14 protein-coding genes are annotated in these 17,594 nt (G+C 34.8%); 2 read left to right on the top strand and 12 right to left on the bottom strand.

The window, feature by feature from the left end; genetic code table 11:
* Positions 1-77: 77 nt before the first annotated feature.
* Positions 78-1,529: an EAL domain-containing protein gene (locus AC2IP4_RS05610; RefSeq protein WP_486310650.1), complete on the bottom strand. Its 1,452-nt coding sequence runs from the start codon at positions 1,527-1,529 to the stop codon at positions 78-80.
* 136 nt (positions 1,530-1,665) lie between these two features.
* Between AC2IP4_RS05610 and AC2IP4_RS05605 the strand changes: the two genes are divergently transcribed.
* Positions 1,666-2,787, top strand: coding sequence for an ISAs1 family transposase (locus AC2IP4_RS05605; protein ID WP_486310649.1), 1,122 nt, complete (start codon positions 1,666-1,668; stop codon positions 2,785-2,787).
* 232 nt (positions 2,788-3,019) lie between these two features.
* On the opposite strand, the gene AC2IP4_RS05600 is transcribed toward AC2IP4_RS05605, so the two are convergent.
* The 3 genes from AC2IP4_RS05600 to AC2IP4_RS05590 form a co-directional block, all read right to left on the bottom strand.
* The gene (locus AC2IP4_RS05600; RefSeq protein WP_486310648.1) at positions 3,020-3,193 is read right to left on the bottom strand and encodes a hypothetical protein; all 174 of its coding nucleotides are present in this window, start codon (positions 3,191-3,193) and stop codon (positions 3,020-3,022) included.
* Positions 3,190-3,408 carry a hypothetical protein gene (locus AC2IP4_RS05595; RefSeq protein ID WP_486310647.1) on the bottom strand — a complete coding sequence of 73 codons (219 nt, stop codon included), beginning with the start codon at positions 3,406-3,408 and terminating at the stop codon, positions 3,190-3,192. The genes AC2IP4_RS05600 and AC2IP4_RS05595 overlap by 4 nt, the downstream gene beginning before the upstream one ends.
* Before the next feature lie 86 nt (positions 3,409-3,494).
* Positions 3,495-4,256, bottom strand: a complete 762-nt coding sequence (locus AC2IP4_RS05590; protein ID WP_486310646.1) for an outer membrane beta-barrel protein — start codon at positions 4,254-4,256, stop codon at positions 3,495-3,497.
* 382 nt (positions 4,257-4,638) lie between these two features.
* Here AC2IP4_RS05590 and AC2IP4_RS05585 point away from each other — a divergent pair, with 382 nt between their 5' ends.
* Positions 4,639-5,118: a winged helix-turn-helix domain-containing protein gene (locus tag AC2IP4_RS05585; RefSeq protein ID WP_486310645.1), complete on the top strand. Its 480-nt coding sequence runs from the start codon at positions 4,639-4,641 to the stop codon at positions 5,116-5,118.
* A 657-nt stretch (positions 5,119-5,775) separates the two neighbouring features.
* Here the strand turns inward: AC2IP4_RS05585 and AC2IP4_RS05580 are convergent.
* The 8 genes from AC2IP4_RS05580 to AC2IP4_RS05545 form a co-directional block, all read right to left on the bottom strand.
* Positions 5,776-6,069 carry a hypothetical protein gene (locus AC2IP4_RS05580; protein WP_486310644.1) on the bottom strand — a complete coding sequence of 98 codons (294 nt, stop codon included), beginning with the start codon at positions 6,067-6,069 and terminating at the stop codon, positions 5,776-5,778.
* Positions 6,070-6,341: 272 nt separating this feature from the next.
* Positions 6,342-6,536 (bottom strand): hypothetical protein, encoded by a 195-nt coding sequence (locus AC2IP4_RS05575; RefSeq protein ID WP_486310643.1) that lies wholly within the window; start codon positions 6,534-6,536, stop codon positions 6,342-6,344.
* A 63-nt stretch (positions 6,537-6,599) separates the two neighbouring features.
* Positions 6,600-7,556 (bottom strand): IS30 family transposase, encoded by a 957-nt coding sequence (locus AC2IP4_RS05570; RefSeq protein ID WP_486310642.1) that lies wholly within the window; start codon positions 7,554-7,556, stop codon positions 6,600-6,602.
* A gap of 456 nt (positions 7,557-8,012) precedes the next feature.
* Entirely contained in the window at positions 8,013-9,206 is a 1,194-nt protein-coding gene (locus AC2IP4_RS05565) for an ISL3 family transposase (protein ID WP_375320385.1), read from the bottom strand.
* A gap of 478 nt (positions 9,207-9,684) precedes the next feature.
* Positions 9,685-12,315 carry an Ig-like domain-containing protein gene (locus AC2IP4_RS05560; RefSeq protein WP_486310641.1) on the bottom strand — a complete coding sequence of 877 codons (2,631 nt, stop codon included), beginning with the start codon at positions 12,313-12,315 and terminating at the stop codon, positions 9,685-9,687.
* A gap of 485 nt (positions 12,316-12,800) precedes the next feature.
* The gene (locus AC2IP4_RS05555; RefSeq protein ID WP_486310640.1) at positions 12,801-15,434 is read right to left on the bottom strand and encodes a hypothetical protein; all 2,634 of its coding nucleotides are present in this window, start codon (positions 15,432-15,434) and stop codon (positions 12,801-12,803) included.
* A gap of 386 nt (positions 15,435-15,820) precedes the next feature.
* Positions 15,821-16,393: a hypothetical protein gene (locus AC2IP4_RS05550; RefSeq protein ID WP_486310639.1), complete on the bottom strand. Its 573-nt coding sequence runs from the start codon at positions 16,391-16,393 to the stop codon at positions 15,821-15,823.
* A gap of 154 nt (positions 16,394-16,547) precedes the next feature.
* Positions 16,548-17,594: a hypothetical protein gene (locus AC2IP4_RS05545; RefSeq protein WP_486310638.1), complete on the bottom strand. Its 1,047-nt coding sequence runs from the start codon at positions 17,592-17,594 to the stop codon at positions 16,548-16,550.

The raw sequence follows: 17,594 nt of genomic DNA, 5'->3' as shown, positions 1-17,594 counted from the left end.
CCTAATTCATGCAGTAATAATTCATTTTATTACTGCATTTTTGCTCTATCTTTCTATATTAGAATTTATAACGTTTTCTAATCTTCTATGCTTCTCCCATCACCATCATGGTATGAGTTCATTTCTATATGGCAGAAAAGAATCCAGTCAACTGAAGGTAAAGCTTTACTGTATAACCAACCTTGCATGACATTTACTCCTAAAGCTTGTAAATGCTTGCTCTGCTGTTCTGTTTCCACCCCTTCTGCAACTAAATCTAAATTTAATGTTTTTGCCATATCGATAATGTGTTTCGTTACAGAACTTGACGCAGATTTATCGACAAGACTATCTACAAACACTTTATCTATTTTTAAAGTATCTAATGGTAAATCCTTTAAATACGCTAAACTTGAATATCCAGTACCAAAATCATCAACATATATTTTAAATCCCGCCTCTCTATATCGATGTAAAGCAGATATTGAACATTCTTTATCTATAAACTGTCGCTCAGTCAACTCAATACGGATCTGTCTTGAAGATAATTTATAATTTTTTGTCTCTTTTATCAGCAAGTTATAAACTGAATCATCGTTTAAATCGTCTAGTGACAAGTTAATCGAAATATAATGTTCAGGATGCTGTGCTAAAAATAACCCTACATCTTTTAATGCTTTAACAATAATACGTTGGGTTAATGTTGTAATAAGTCCATATCTCTCAGCTGCAGGAATAAACTCCATAGGAGATATAAACTCACCATCACTACGAATCCAACGGGTTAATACTTCTGCACCAACACATTTTTTAGTTTTTGCATCTATAATAGGTTGAAAATAAGGAATAAATTCATCTTTGTTAAACCCATCAACTATTTTTAATTTAAAAGATTTTTGGCGATTTTTCACAGAGAAATATAATACACAACAAAGGAATATTGAAACTAATGACATAACCTTAAAATAATCAATAAAAGACTCTAAGATCATTAAGTTTATGTTTCCTTTATTTCTAGCAACAATCACTGAGAATGACTCAAAACTTGATATTATTTTTTTTACTTTCCATTCATCTTCATTCAGAAAAGATAAAGACGTCATATTTGTCAACTTCGAACTTGAAACAACTTTGCCTTTAGATAAAATTTGAGCTTTTAAATAAGGTCTTACTTTGATGTATGAATTAAAAATAATGTTTAAATGCATATCTATCCTAGAGTCCCCTTTTCCCATAACAAAATGATAGCTTTTAGGATTATTTTGATCTGCTATTTGATTAAACCAATAATTAACACTATTTAGTAATATATCTGGCTTTACCCCTTCAAGTTTGTCTTGATGTTGACCATGCATACTAGAACAAATTTCATCATTATCTTTATCTTTATCTAACCATGTAATATTTTTAATCAACGAATAGTTAAAATTGATAAGTTTAAGCTTATCAATAGTATCAGCTGAGCACGTAGGCAAAGATAAGCTATTTATCTCATCTAATTTTTTTTCAGCATTTTTAAGATACGCTTCCAATTTATCAAGAAGTGACAAGCTATACTCCTCCATTTCTTGATCTGCTTTTCTATTAATACAGGGTGAGATCGTGAACGTTTTTTAGTCAATTTAAAGATCGATTTGACGATCACATTTAGTTGTGATCATATACTCCCTTTTTAGGGAGAGCATCATGCATATTGACCATTTTAAAGAGCATTTTCACACTGTTACTGACCAACGCCAAAGTGCGAAGACCACTTATTGTCTGTTTGAGGTTCTATTTGGCTCTTTATGCTCTGTAATCGCAGGAGCTAAAGGGTGGTTCGATATTCGTGAATATATTCTTGGGCATCATGACTGGTTTAAACTCAATGGATTGTTTTTAAATGAAATTCCTGCTGATGATACTATTGCACGCATCATATCTACTATCGAGCCTAAGCAGTTTCAAGAATGCTTTATTAATTGGATGTCTTCAATTCATACACTAACGAAAGGTCAAGTGATTGCTATTGATGGAAAAACACTTCGAGGCTCCTACAATCGTGAAGATAGAGCCAGTACCATCCATATGATCAGTGCCTACGCTTCATCAAATAAACTCGTGCTGGGGCAGTTAAAGACCGAACAAAAAAGTAATGAAATTACGGCAATACCAGAACTAATACAGATGCTCGACATAAAGGGAGCATTGATAACTATCGATGCAATGGCATGTCAAACCAAGATAGCAAAAGTCATTACTGACAAAGGCGGAGACTACTTACTTGCAGTAAAAAGTAACCAAGGAAAGCTTCGTAAAGCAATAGAAAAAGCATTTTCAAAAGAGCGAGCAAACATGGCAGATACTGTTGTTTTTGAAGAAAGTCATGGACGCATCGAATCACGTCAATGTTATGTATTAGGGAGTAACAAGCTTGAGGGTGACTTCAGTCGTTGGGTTAGCCTAAAAAGCATAGTAATGATTGAAAACTTTCGTTTTGAGAAAGGAAAGAAGCTAGATTTAGAGTACCGTTACTACATTAGCTCAAAGGAGCTGAGTGCAGAGCAGGCTGCTAATGCGGTTAGAGAGCATTGGGGTATTGAATCTATGCATTGGGTACTTGATGTTAGTATGAATGAAGATGCGTGTCAGATATACAAGGGGCATGGTTCAGAAAACGTAGCCTGCTTGCGCCATATGAGTCTGAATATGCTTCGAGAAGAGCCGACTAAACTCAGTATTGTCGGAAAGCAGAAACGCTGCATGATGAATACCTCTATGTTAGAGGCAGTATTAAACGCTGGTTTTAATAGTATGGCTAAAAACTAAACACTCATGCGGTCGCCCTGTCTATTAATATCAAATGAAATTGCACTATAAAATGCAAAGAATGTCATAAGCCATATAAGAAACATACTAATGAAAAAAGAGCTATATTTCATATCATGACTTGACCAAATTTTATCTTTTATGTTCATTTTTTCACTTACAGTAATTACATCCATATTACTTATAAATTAACTCATATATTCTTATATGATTTTACATATCAAAAATAGTGTTATTTCTTCTTGAATCGATTAACTCTATTTAAAGATTGTGTAAGAATGGATTCTATATCAAAAAGACTTATCTGCGTTTGATCAACTTGTTTCATTACATTTAAATCTTTTTCTAAAAACTCAATAATTATATCAATTTGAGATACTTTCTTATTTATCTTTTTGCTTTTCATAAGGCTTCCATTTTTAAATTTTTATATTCTCTTTCTGATGAACTAATTAAAAGTGTAATCTCTGAAAGTGATAACTCAGAAAATAGAGAATTACTCAATTTTAATCTTTGATGCATTATTTTGATAACCTCTAAGTGAAGGTCATCAAACAAACTAATAATACACATTAGTTCATTAATAGTTTGAGATTCTGTTTTTTTTAACGTATGAGGCATAAGTAATACTTTAAATAAATATTTACGATATAAACATAAGAATGTAATTAGAAAATTTCATTAACAAACAACATGATTATATATCATTATTCACAGTCAATATAACTGTATGAAATAATTTCTCCCGGATAAATAAGATTAATATTACGAGAGTTAAACTGTTTATTTACTTTTAAAAAATGAGATAACGTCATATTGTGTTGCCTAGCAATACTAATAATATAATCACCTTCTTTTACCTTGTAATCAGCCGATTTTTTAACACATGCTACTATCTCTTCTACTGGAACAATCGTTTTTTTCTCTTCAGAAACGACTGGTATAGTTGGGGGATCTTTTACAATTGGTATTACCTCTACTGCTGGTATTACTTCTTTTTTATTTTTAAATCGATAAACCAACGAAACATTAAACGAGTATAAATTTGTATCTACCGTTTCTATATTAAAAATGCCTTGATAACCGGCATCTACATACCAATGATCATCTATACGATAGTTTACCCCTGCTGTTAATAATGGATATGACTTATCATCATATGCAGCCCCACCACCTAAATATAGTGAAGCATAATCACTAACCGGGATCATTGATTTAAACCTAACAAGTGCTGATTTAAATTCATACGGTTTAGAACCACTCAAACCATAGTTACCTAAACCCGCTTCAAACAAAATAGACTCTTTAAAGCGGTAACCTAGCATCGCTTCATACCCTATCGATTCTGATTCTTTTACATCATCCAAAACCGAAAATGCAGCACCTATACTCATTTGATATGGAGAGATTTGTGCATAGGACAGCGAAGGTAAATATATTAATAATAGTAATAACTTGATGCTCTTCATTTACATAATCCACGTTATACAGTTACTCTGAACTTCTATCTGTGAGAACAATTCACACAGACGCATTTAATCTCATTAAGAACAGTAATATTGCAAACTATCTGTACAAATAAGATGTTAATCATCCTCTCACAAAATTGAGATGCAGTTCACTAATTAACGACAAAAATGAAATTTATTACCCATAACCTAATAAACAAGTCCATAATAAAAACATAAAAAAAACATAAAAAAAACATGAAGAAACGAAAAATTCACATAAAGCTAATTCACCCTTTTATTACTTCATTAAACCTGCGATGAGTGCATAATGTGATGAGCATCACAGTTAGGGGCACGAATTTCACAGTAATTTCATTTTAATAAGGTATTCACACTAATTATGGCGATTTATCAGATAAATGACCGAGTTTTTAATACGCTAGACAGAACAATCACAGGCGATGGGGATGACGTTAGAAAATTAAGCCAAAGCGAAGTATATTTACTCGCTTACTTACTTGAAAATCAAGGAAAAATAATAGATAAAATGGAGTTAATGGCGATTGGATGGCCAAAAAAAGTTGTCGTTGTTAACTCTCTAACAGTTGCTGTTAGTAATTTAAGAAAAGCTTTAGAAGACCCTGATATCATTAATTCTAACAAAGGAATTGGTTATACATTTTCACAACAAGCAACAGTTATACATAACGTCATCGATGAACTAGAAGATGAAGAAATCATTAAAGACTATAATAAAAGTAGTAGTAGTAGTAGTAGTAGTATTACATTAACCATTTTATTTTATTTAAGTGTATTAATTTTCTTAACTTGTACATTTTTTGCAATAAACTGGCTGTTTTTATACGTACCAAAAATATAAGGAGGGTAATAATGATAAAACAAAAGATTAAAATTCTAATTATAACTATTTTATTAATTAGCTCGACTCTATGTTTACTGCCTGTCATTAATGGAACTCGATGTAACACTTCATTTTACTATGAAATTGAAGATTATAACATTACTGGAAATTGTAAATATGGTTTTTTTAATGCTTATATTTTTCCTAAAAATGAAAATATTAACCAAAGTAGTTATTTACATATTAAAGCTATATACATGAAGTTAAAAACAAACAGTGCTATTTATATATATCACTTTGATGATCACAACATGATCCATAATAGAAAAAACATGCGGTTCTTAAATAGCTTGAAATCAAATAATTATTATCAATATCACACTACAAGAATCGAAGATACTTTAAGAGTTCAACGACGTAATGGGAACGTTACTATAGTTAATCTATATAATAATAATTCACATTTATTTTAACCACAAATTAGTAACTTTATTAAGCATCCATCCCTCAGTTCGATAACACTCTATTAAGTAGGAGGCCCCTTCCCTACTTAATAGAGTGTTATCGAACTGAGATTATACAGGGTGAGACGTTGATACTTATCTATTCCAAAAAATTACGTTGTAATTATCAATTAAGCCATAATTGTAGTGGTCTGATAGTTTTTGTTAAGCATTACACTCCATCAAACAATAACTTCCAATCAGGGATAGACGTATCAGCAGTGTAGTCATCTAATTTTTCTACTATCCACTGTGGCATCCAAACTTTAATAAACCTATTATCTACTTTTGGTTGAGCTTTTACCTCAGGTAACTTAACTACTAATAACTTCCTTTTATTTAATTGATACCACGATTCCCAACCTGCCATATCTGTTTTAAAGTCAATGGTAACCATGCCATTTTTGTCAGGAGTGATAACTACTTTAGTTAAGCTGCTGTATAGGGAGTCCACCTGAGAATACACATTGAGAGCCCAGCTTTTTAAGTTCGGCACCCAAAACTTTCACAGTAGGCAATTGTGGGGGCTTAGCCACCCATAACTGCCATGCACGAGGCCAAGTCAAGAGGGGTTAGAGCCATAGTCGTTTCTCGCCGCGCCCGAAATGAGCCGCACGCGAAATAGTTGTTAGAAGGAGCTATCCTCGACGTCCAGTAGTTAATGGTGACCGGCCAACCCATCGCATCATACATATTGTTTCCCATAAGGACCAAAAGAACCGGATTCAAAATAAGAATCTACGTAGTCAGCCAATTTGGATCATAAACGTCAACCCGTGTCTGACCTATATCATAACCACCGTTGTGATCAGATACTGCGTAAGTCACAAAATGCTCACCTGCGCGCTCAGTATTAAAAGTAAATGCTGTATTATTTTTATCACTAAGATCTAACGGTGTTATCGATGCATACCAAGAATCAACATATATCAATTAAAGCTTCTCACCATTAGGGTCTGATATATAAGACCCTACATCAATGATTACATCTGTATGCTAGATCGTAACAATAACCGACACACGCTTACCGTTTAAAAACTCACTCGGACTCAGAAAATTTAATGCCTTTCTAGGCCTCGAATTAATCAAAAGCTCTGCCTGTTTAATCTCTTTTGCTGCAAGTTCTCCAATGGCCATTCCCTTTGGGAAAAAACGTCTTAGTAAACCATTGGTATTCTCATTCAAACCTCGCTGCCAGGAATGGTAAGGTTTAGCAAAATAAATGTCACAGTTCAGATGCTTAGCTATCTTAGCATGACCCGCAAACTCTCCGCCATTATCAAATGTGATTGTTTTGCAAAGCCCTTTAAAGGGCTTCATCATGCGATTTATTCCACGAGTAACGGCTTTTTTGGACTTACTGCGTACTTTACAGGTAACTAATAGCTTAGATACTCGCTCTACCATCGTGACTAAATACCCATCTTGGCCATAAACTGTATCACCTTCCCAGTGGCCAACTTCTGATTTATCGTCAACAATTGTAGGCCGTTGAGAGATATCAACACGGTTAGGGATTAATCTTGCTCCTGCTTCTACACCTTTACGTAGTTTGTATTTTTTACCTTTTCGAGCAAGCATTCTTTGCCAATGCTCTCTTTTAACTACATTGTAAATCGTACTGCAACATATTGTATTTTCTATTTTTTCTTTACGCATCCGTCCAGATATCTGCTCTGGACTCCAACCAAGTCGCAGGTATGTTTGAATAATTTTCTTATTCTTTTGGTTACATTTTGTATGCTTAATTGAAAGTGTTCTTTTTTGAAAAGCATGTCTATGCGCTTGCTCGGCAGAATAACTTCCAGCAGGACAGCGTCGTAATTCCCTTGAAATGGAACCATTGCTCCGTTTTAATTTTTGTCCTATTTCCCGAGCAGAAATACAGTGTGTATTCCAAGCTTCAATCTGGTATCTTTCACTTAGTGTCAGTTGCTTATATTGGTGTCCCATGGGATTACCTTAGTTGATTGTGTGAGAGCTTGAAGCTTATAGGCAACTGACTCTCTAATCTATACCAAAGTGTGTCGGTTATTCTTGGGATCTAGGTATTAATCTTTACCGTTTCATTTCCATAAGAATAAATTATTTGGCTATAGCTAGGCTCATCAGAGATAAAAGTAATTATTTGATTATCAATATCTAAAGAAGCACTACCAACACCTAAATTAATGATTTTTTCCTTAATTATTCGATGCTACTCTTCTTAATGGTTTTGAATGAACAAAGCGCTGGCTTTTTTAATATACCAATCTCTCTCTGTTCTAGTGAGTTGTTGTTTTTAAACTCTTTAATTCTTTACAGCTCGGAGTGATTGCACTTCCAATGACTGGAGTGTTGCCATTCCTCTCTGGGATATATTGTCGCTTCCCGCGAACAATAGCCGACTATGAGGCCCATAAAAAAGGTTCATCGCGGCTTTCCGGGGAAAGCCGCTTTTATCTTCATAAAGAAATAGTCTGTATCTCTGTAGCCATACCCCATTCTTTTGATCAGCTTAATTTTGTTATTTATTCCTTCCAGTGTACATGTATTTAATCGATATAAAGCCGAACTAACAATTCCGTGAAGGTATGGTTTTAACTTTCGTGCAAAACTGATTAATGGTTGGATCCCACTCTCATTTACCTGTTGCCACCATACATCCCATAGTTCTATTGCCTGCGTTTCTGAGTCACAATACCAGAGCTCTTTTAATTGCTCTCCTAGCAAATGAGTCACCATTAAATCGTGGTTTACCGAAAGTATTTCATCTAGATAACTCTGTTGATTTGCGTCTAGGTTGTCTCTATTTTTCAAAAGGATCCAGCGTGAACGCTTAATCCAACGACGAGCTTTTTTGTCTTCTTTGAGTTGATTCGCTTGATCTACCCTAACTCTATCCATTACCTCTCGTCCATATTTGGCTACCACATGAAAAAGATCGTATACAATACGCGCATTAGGGCAATGAGCTTTCACTTCGAGATCGAAAGCTGTATTCATATCCATAGCTACTGCTTCGATATTTTCGGCATGCTCACCAAGCTCTTCAAAGAAAGGCCTGATATCAGTTCGGCTTCTACCTAAACCAATCCAAAGCACTTGATGTGTCTGCGCATCGGCAATCACTGTTGCATATCGATGTCCTTTAAATATGGCAAACTCATCCATCACTAGTTGACGTAATTTATCCCATGGTATGTCAGGGATAACTCGTTTAAGTCGTTGTTTATCAATGTTCTTTATCGTGTGCCAATGTACTCCAGTCAGTTCTGAAATATGTTTAATCGGCAGCAAAGGCAGCAGTTGTTCAATATATTCTATCAATCGATTAGTCAGGCGTGAGTATGGTTTAAGCCAAGATATTGCTTCCGTTTTTGTACCACATAGCGAACATGTAATGCGCCTAGTCTGAATCAAAAGTTCAACTGGAGTTCCTAATATCATAGCGTCTTTAATAGTTCGCCACTGAGTATCGTGAGTAAATTCAGAGAGTCGCCCGCAAGAGCAGAATGCTGGGGAATCAGGCTTTAAGGTTATAGATATTAATGAATCAGTTTTATGAGATTTTACGATCTGAAAACCTTTCCAGAATGATGATAAAAAAGTATTATTTGGCATGAAAACGGCAGTTTATGAAAAGTTGTGTTTGGCGATGTAACTTTACCACTAACTGCCGTTTTTGTTTTCAATTCCCGCTAATCTGCGATGAACCATAAAAAAGGCTAAGTGTTATCCACTTAGCCTTTCATTAAAACAGCAAACTATTTTGGGAAGAAATAATCATTAGATGATATTATCAATTGTCTTTTGCACACATAATATACACTATCACGCCCCTAACCCTCGCCGACCTTGATAATGAATAATATATAATTTCCCCGCCAAAATATTTTTACTGTTTATTTCATTCCTATTTACCATCGTTAAAATTACTTAATTGTTAATAGCATCGCTTCTTATATTTAATTAATAGATAATATAATAGTTATATTTATATACTAAGACCACTTTCCTCAAACAGCATATAGTTTAATATGTACTAGAGTCCCATTCATATTACGAAACAGGACTCAAAATCATATGAAACAACTAAATACTATTCAGGAAAAATTATCCAACCCGAATCACTTATGTCTTCAGCAACCCACAACACTTTCACCCAACAATGACCATAACCATTATTATTATCTTGATCAGTTCTAGTAACCTTCTGAGCAGGCGTATAGCCACCTTCCCCGGTAGTTGCCCATATAACAGTTGAGTTATTAGCAAAGCGACAAGTGGTGTTCCAGTTATAACCTTGAGCAACTGATAAAGTAAATTTTATTTGCTGTCCAGATTTTTTTGGTGTTAACCTTGCAGCGGCGGCAGTAGTATAATAGTCAGGATCAATACCCGCAGTAGAAGTATATGCTTCTATTTCAGGATCTTCCTCGCTAAAATATACTGTAGCTGTATCTATTTCTCCTAGTGCACTTGCAGTGACTGTACAGTTTCCGATTATAGACGAAGTAAGAGTTATAATAACAATACCTTGTTCATTTGTGTTAACGACCTTTTCACCGTTATAACCAGTACTGCACGTTAAGCTAGATGAAAACGTTACTGGTATTCCAACTGCTGGACTTCCATCAGAAAGTGATACTTTTGCATGAACTTTATTTCTTCCAGTGTAAATTGGTTCATAATTAACATCAATAGATAACCCTTTAAATACAGCAGTACTAAAAGTGATATCGTTATTTACAAAAATCACTTCACCATTTGGTTTAGTATAACTTGAAGTTATATTTATATTTGGATCACTAGTTATAGTTTCGCTACCTATCCATTCTATACTGGCTTTTTGCACTCCTTGAGAATCAACAACACTCGTCTCTGGAGTAATTTTAACATCAGAGCTATCAGAAGAAAAAATTACGGATTCTCCCTGCAATCCATTATTAAAATAATCTTTTAATGTTGCCGCTATTTCATTAGAGCCACCGATAAGCAATGCATTATCTATCATAACTTCTGAAACAAGTTCTGCCGTATTTTTATCTCCAATAAAAGTAATGTTTATATTTCGTTCTTCACCATTATATTCGGCAGTAAACTCTACTGTTTCTGCTTTTATATCTGTAACTTTAAAAGTAGCAATGCCATCATCATCTGTTGTCACTGAGCTCTCATCTAACTGCGCAAGCGTCTTATCAGGAACACTTGCATTAATAACTGCACCAGATACAGGCTGCTGATTAAATGTAAGCTCTACGACTACCTCTGCAATACCTTCATTTGTAGCACCACCATTAGCAATAACATCTGAAGTAAAAGACTGCTCACTATCAATAATAAAGCCACCTTCATTAACACAAGTTACGTAATATGCGCCCGCACCAACTGGTGCAGAACTTTGTCCGTTAAATAAACTAACTACTTTATTTACATCATTTGACCAATAATTAAGTGCAACAGGCCAATTTTGGTTTACTGGAGAACTGTTAGCGTATAGCTCTTGTAATTGAATCTCAGATGGTAATCCTCCTTTGCTCTCACAAGAATCTTTAGCATAATTATAACTAAATGTTGATACGATTTTATCCCTGTCAGAGTTTGTTCCACTAGATATTACGCCTTGTCCAATAGCCTCATGATGAGTTAATGGTCCATAAAACAGCGCTAAACCTTGCTGAATATTCCCCCAATCAGCTCCACTATCTGGATCGTACACTTCAATACGTATCTGCCCTATATCATAACCACCGTTGTGATCTGATATCGCGTAAGTCACAAAATGCTCACCTACGCGCTCTGTATAAAAAGTAAATTTGGTATTATTTTCATTATTAAAATCTAGCGGTGCTACTGATGCGTACCAAGAATCTACATATACCAGTTGAAGTGGTTCATCATCTGGATCTGATATATAAGAACCCACATCAATGGTTACCTCTGTATTAATATTCACGGTTTCATTCTCTATATCAGCAGAATAATCAATATTTGGGGCGACTGGAGCTGTATTTAACTCAGTTGATACCGCAATATTAATAGAACCAATTTTTACTTGAGTTTCATTTTCATAAGAATAAATAATTTGACTATAACCAGGTTCATTAGAGATAAAGGTTATCGTTTGACGACCAATATCTAAAGAGGCACTGCCAATACCTAAGTTAGTGATTGTTTCACTTAACATATACCCTTCAGGAATTTGCCCCGTTAACTCATCAGCAAGATTGATCACTAAAGAAGTACTCGCCTCGGTAGTTTCAGCTATAGGATCAAATGTATCAATGGACCCGACAGCATCTTCTTGAACCACTAATGTCGAATAAGCAACTGCGCTTGCTGTTGAGTCTACTGTATTTTGTACCGTATATTCATAAACACAGGTACCGATATAGTCGGTAGAATTGATTGAGTATCCTAAAGGATAAACATCAATATCACGGCACGCAGGCTGGTCTGATAACAACACAACCTCAGACACCGTGTTATCACCAACTGATGAGGTAGCGTGAATTTTATCTTCTAGTGAGACATAAGACTCTAAACCACTAGAGACGCTATCAGTGGTATTATCAGCAGATAACGTTACTTGTTGAGTTTGGCTATTACCTACATTGCTTTCGCTTTCATCAACGCCACAGGCACTTAATAGTACTAACAACGCTGTTAATAATAAGCATTTAGATACTTGGTTGAAGTTCAAATCATATTCCTCATCAATCAATATCATACTCCTTTATGACATTTCTCTGTTAATGGTACAAAGCCAAGTCAACTGCCTGGTTATTTCGTTAACTGCTCATAGCAAACGTTATGTCTACATATTGAAACCAATAGTACGAGACAGAAGGTGGGAAAACATAAAGAGGGGGTAATAAAATAAGAATAAAAAAAATAATAGTTAAGATATTGATTTAATTAAACATTAAACTAATATAAATTAAACTCAAACTATTTTAATGAACAATCAATTTCAAACTATCGATAAGAGTGATAAGTAAGGTCCGAAATTTCGAACCTTATTATAATTTTCACTTAGGGAATGCAGCTATCATTGTTACATCAACTTTTTCGGAAGTCGTTGTATCAAAGATATCTATAATGTCTAATAACACTGTTTTTTATTACAAATTGAACTTCTACACTAATCACTAGTTACCCCCAAATAATAATTAGTAGGTTAAATGAATATGTCTCGTCATTAAGATTTTCATCTTACCTTTTACATATAAGTCCACGGCTATATTGTGTAGTGTAGAGGTAAGCACCGGAATTATAATACCGACCATTATTTTTAAATAATCCCTCCCACCAAAAAGCAGTATCAATATTGTTATTAATCGCTAGCCCACCTTTTTCATACACCCCGTAAGAAACACCAAATTCAGAAGATATAGAAGTTTCTCTCCAATCACGAACCCTACTTTCATCTTCCCTAACCCAATTTAAAAAAGCGCTACCATCTTCAACTGTTGAGTAACCAGCATCATGACACATTCTATCTAGATCCGTATTGGTCATATAATGATAAACGTTCAAATCAAGTTGAACGTACTCAAGATATGTAAATGTTAAATTCCTAGATAATATTTGACTCCCCATAGTAGCAGTTACATTACATTCTACATTTTGCTGAGTATCAACGATATATTTAACATTAACATGAGCAAAACCATTACTATCAGTGATTTTAGCTATTGATGCATCAAAAGCATACATGTCATCGATCGTACAATTTGGATTATCGGTTTCAAAATATACAGTTCGGTCTTGAGCAGCTGCACCATCTCCATTTCTAACAACAGCATGAATACGGTTAATCCCACTAACAATTAACGCATTATTTACATCTATGATTAAATCTGTCAATTTTGCAGTTGAGAAAGTTACCAAGCTCTCTGACGACAGTTCAACAGTATCTACGCGAGTATAACTAGAGGTAACGGTAGCTGTTGGATCAAAATTTAAGTCAATAGCACCAGTCCATAGCACCAGAGCAGATTGTTGACCATTGTCATCAGTAGTTGATGCTCCGCCAATACTTACAGTATTACTGGAATCAAAACTAATAGACTCCCCTTTTAATAGGTTACCATTACTATCTTTAAGTGTCGCTACCACTTTATTTATACCACCTGAAATATCAGCAGCATCTGTTTTAACTGTCGAAGAAAGTATCGCAGTCTCTTTATCTCCAATAAAAATAAGGCCTATCTTTCGTACTTCACCATTAAATTCGGCAGTAAAGTCTACTGTTTCTGCTTTAATATCAGTAACTTCAAAAGTGGCAATGCCATTTTCATCTGTTGTCACTGAGCTCATCTCTAATTGCGCATGTGTCATATCAGGAACACTTGCAGTGATAACGGCGCCAGATACAGGCTGCTGATCAAATGTAAGCTCTACTACTATCTTTGCAATACCTTCATCTGTAAGGCCACCATTAGCAATAACATTTTCAGTAAAAGAGTGCTCACTATCAATAACCAAGCCACCTTCATTAACACAAGTTACGTAATATGCGCCCGCACCAACTGGTGCAGAACTTTGTCCGTTAAATAAACTAACTACTTTATTTACATCATTTGACCAATAATTAAGTACAACAGGCCAATTTTGGTTTACTGGAGAACTGTTAGTGTATAGCTCTTGTAATTGAATCTCAGATGGTAATCCTCCTTTGCTCTCACAAGAATCTTTAGCATAATTATAACTAAATGTTGATACAATTTTATCCCTGTCAGAGTTTGTTCCACTAGATATTACGCCTTGTCCAATAGCCTCATTATGAGTCAATGGTCCATAAAACAGCGTTAAACCTTGCTGAATATTCCCCCAATCAGATCCACTAGCTAGATCGTACACTTCAATTCGTACCAGTCCTATATCATAACCACCGTTATGATCAGATACCGCATAAGTAACAAAATGCTCACCTGCACGAGCGGTATTAAAGGTAAATGCAGTATTATTTTCATCATTAAAATCTAACGGAACTACCGATGCATACCAAGAATCCATATATACTAATTGAAGCGGCTCACTATCAGGATCTGATATATAAGACCCTACATCAATGATTATCTCAGTATTAATATTCACCGTTTCATTATTTATATCAGCTGAGTAATCAATATTTGGAGCAACTGGTGCCGTATTTAACTCAGTCGATACCGCTATATTAATAGAACCAATTTTAACTTCTGTTGCACTCGCATAAGAATAGATAATTTGACTATAACCGGGCTCATCAGAGATGAAGGTTATCATTTGACCATCAATATCTAAAGAGGCACTACCAACACCTAAGTTCGTTATTGTTTCACTTAACATATATCCATCAGGAATTTGTCCAGCTAATTCATCAGCAAGATTAATCGCTAAAGAAGTACTTGCCTCGGCAGTTTCAGCTAAAGGTTCAAATTTATCAATAGAGCCGACTGCGTCTTCTTGAATCACAGCTGTCGAATAAGCAACTGCACGTGCTGTTGAGTCTACTGTATTTTGTACCGTATATTCATAAACACAGGTACCGATATAGTCGGTAGAATTGATTGAGTATCCTAAAGGATAAACATCAATATCACGGCACGCAGGCTGGTCTGATAACAACACAACCTCAGACACCGCGTTATCGCCAACTGATGAGGTAGCGTGAATTTTATCTTCTAGTGAGACATAAGACTCTAAGCCACTAGAAACGCTATCAGTGGTATTATCAGCAGATAACGTTACTTGTTGGGTTTGGCTATTACCGACATTGCTTTCGTTTTCATCAATGCCACAGGCACTTAATAGTACTAACAACGCTGTTAATAATAAGTATTTAGATACTTGGTTGAAGTTCAAATTATATCCCTCATCAATATCATACTCCTTTATGACATTCATCTGTAATAGTAAGAAGCTAAGCTAACTGAACTGTCCTATTATTTCGTTAACCATTCATAGCCTACGTTATGCCTATAAAATATTAAAATATATATATTAAAATAAAGAGTACGGGATAAATGGCGGAAATACATAAAGAAGGGTAATAAAATAAGAATAAAAAAACAAACTGTTAAGGTATTGATTATAAATAGAAAAAATTAAGATTAAATTTAACTTATATTAAATCAACCATTTATTGCGTTCTATCTTAGATGTTCGGTTAGAGGCTAGAGAAATAAATTGAATAGATAAATAAATAAGGCCTGAATATTCAGGCCTTATTAAATGATTACAATTTAAAACTATGCTGGAAATGCTGCTGTCATTGTCACATCGACTTTAGCTGAAGCGGTTGTATCAGAAATATCGGTAATATCTAATGGCACTACATTTTTAACTTGCAACGACATATCTGTAATACCTGGCATCTCTTCACCGATAACCAGCGCACTATTCGACCCGATTGGCCCTGCCTTTTTATTAAACACTTGAACCTCTGCTTTTGCTACTTGGTTTCCACCCCAAGAATAATTCACAGACTGCAATGTCCATGTTGCAGCTGCGAGTTCTGGAGAAACGATTAGGTTTGTTGAGTCGTACTCATGTGTTTCTAGCACAATTTCTGTTGATTCAAACGTGCCATTAGTTTGTAAGTTTAAGTCACCACTTGGGATCTCAACCGAACCAGCAACACCTGTTATTATAATATTATCACCTGGGATAATATCAGAAATAGAGCCAACCCAATGAATCGTTGTTTGAGCAGGAATTGCTGTAAAAGTTGGTAAAGTGTGGTCTGGCGTCACAGCAAAAACTAATGGTGCCAAAGCCAAATTAGAAGCAATTAAAGAAATGCCTAATAATGTTTTTTTCATGTTTAATCCTATTTTTTATGTTGATAAATAAATAACGTTCTATGAGCCATCGGATTAATTTTCGCAATGACTCTTATGAGTATGAAAACATTTGTGTTAAAAATTAAAAATAATTCTTAAATAATTACTTAATATGCCACCTGAATGAAATGACCTATATATCAGCCCCAAACATTACAGTAAAGCTTCCTGAATACTCACCAATACGAATAGTCTCTTTTTCTATACTGTCATAATGAACTCTGAAACTAAATGGAATTTTTGTCGAATTAGGTTTTGAAATAAAAGAACTTTCAAGTTGAGCAACACCGCTATCGACTAATAAAGAATTTTCACAAGCATCACAGGTTAAAGAAAATGGAATATCATAATCAGCCCCTTCCATGGTTAATTTATATACATTAGTAGCATCAAGCTCAACAACTAATCCTTCAACAAAAAGACCTGTAGCTAAAAGTTGAAAGGTTGTAAATGCAGATATTGACTCACCACCAGTATCAAGTGTAGGGACCAAATTTGCTACCCCACCGATAGGGGTCACGATTTTTATTTCAGTTAATTCACTTGGTTTATAATAGACTTTCATTGAAAAGGTATGATTAATATTTCGATAGGTTACAACACCACCAATCGAGCGATACCAATAACGTAATGGTAATGATATCGAACCAAAATAGTACCCTTCTTGTTTATTATCAAGTGATTGAAAACTAGCTGCTATGCTTTGTTTATCGAGCTGAATAATTGGTCTTAGAAAATAAAATGGCATTACTGACTTTTGGTTTTCTAAGTGGTAGCCGGTTGAGCATTCACCAACGCTATTCTTTTCAAGGTGTATGATATTTCCATTAAACTCATCAGAATCACAAACTGATAAAACATTAAGACCTGGAGATGAAGAAGTTGGAGATGCCCCTCCTGTATTATATTCCATACCTACAATAGCGACATCAACGTCAACACTTCCTCCAGGACCTGATAGCACTAAGCTTGCTCCTGAATTATTAAAGCCTGGAGCCCACTCAAGGGTTGGTGGTAAATTAGATTGCGGTTCCCAATCTGATAAAGTGTATTTATTTGTATCTTGTTGAATGCCATTACTAAGCGTAACATTATTTCCTGATACTGTGGCATTCAACGTAAAAGCATAACAACTTGCATTAAATAACGTAAAAAAGACGTAAATAAATACCTTATTCAT

It is taken from the genome of Aliivibrio thorii (assembly GCF_057368585.1).
Note: the sequence above shows the minus strand (reverse complement) of the source record. Positions and strands in the feature narration are given on the sequence as shown.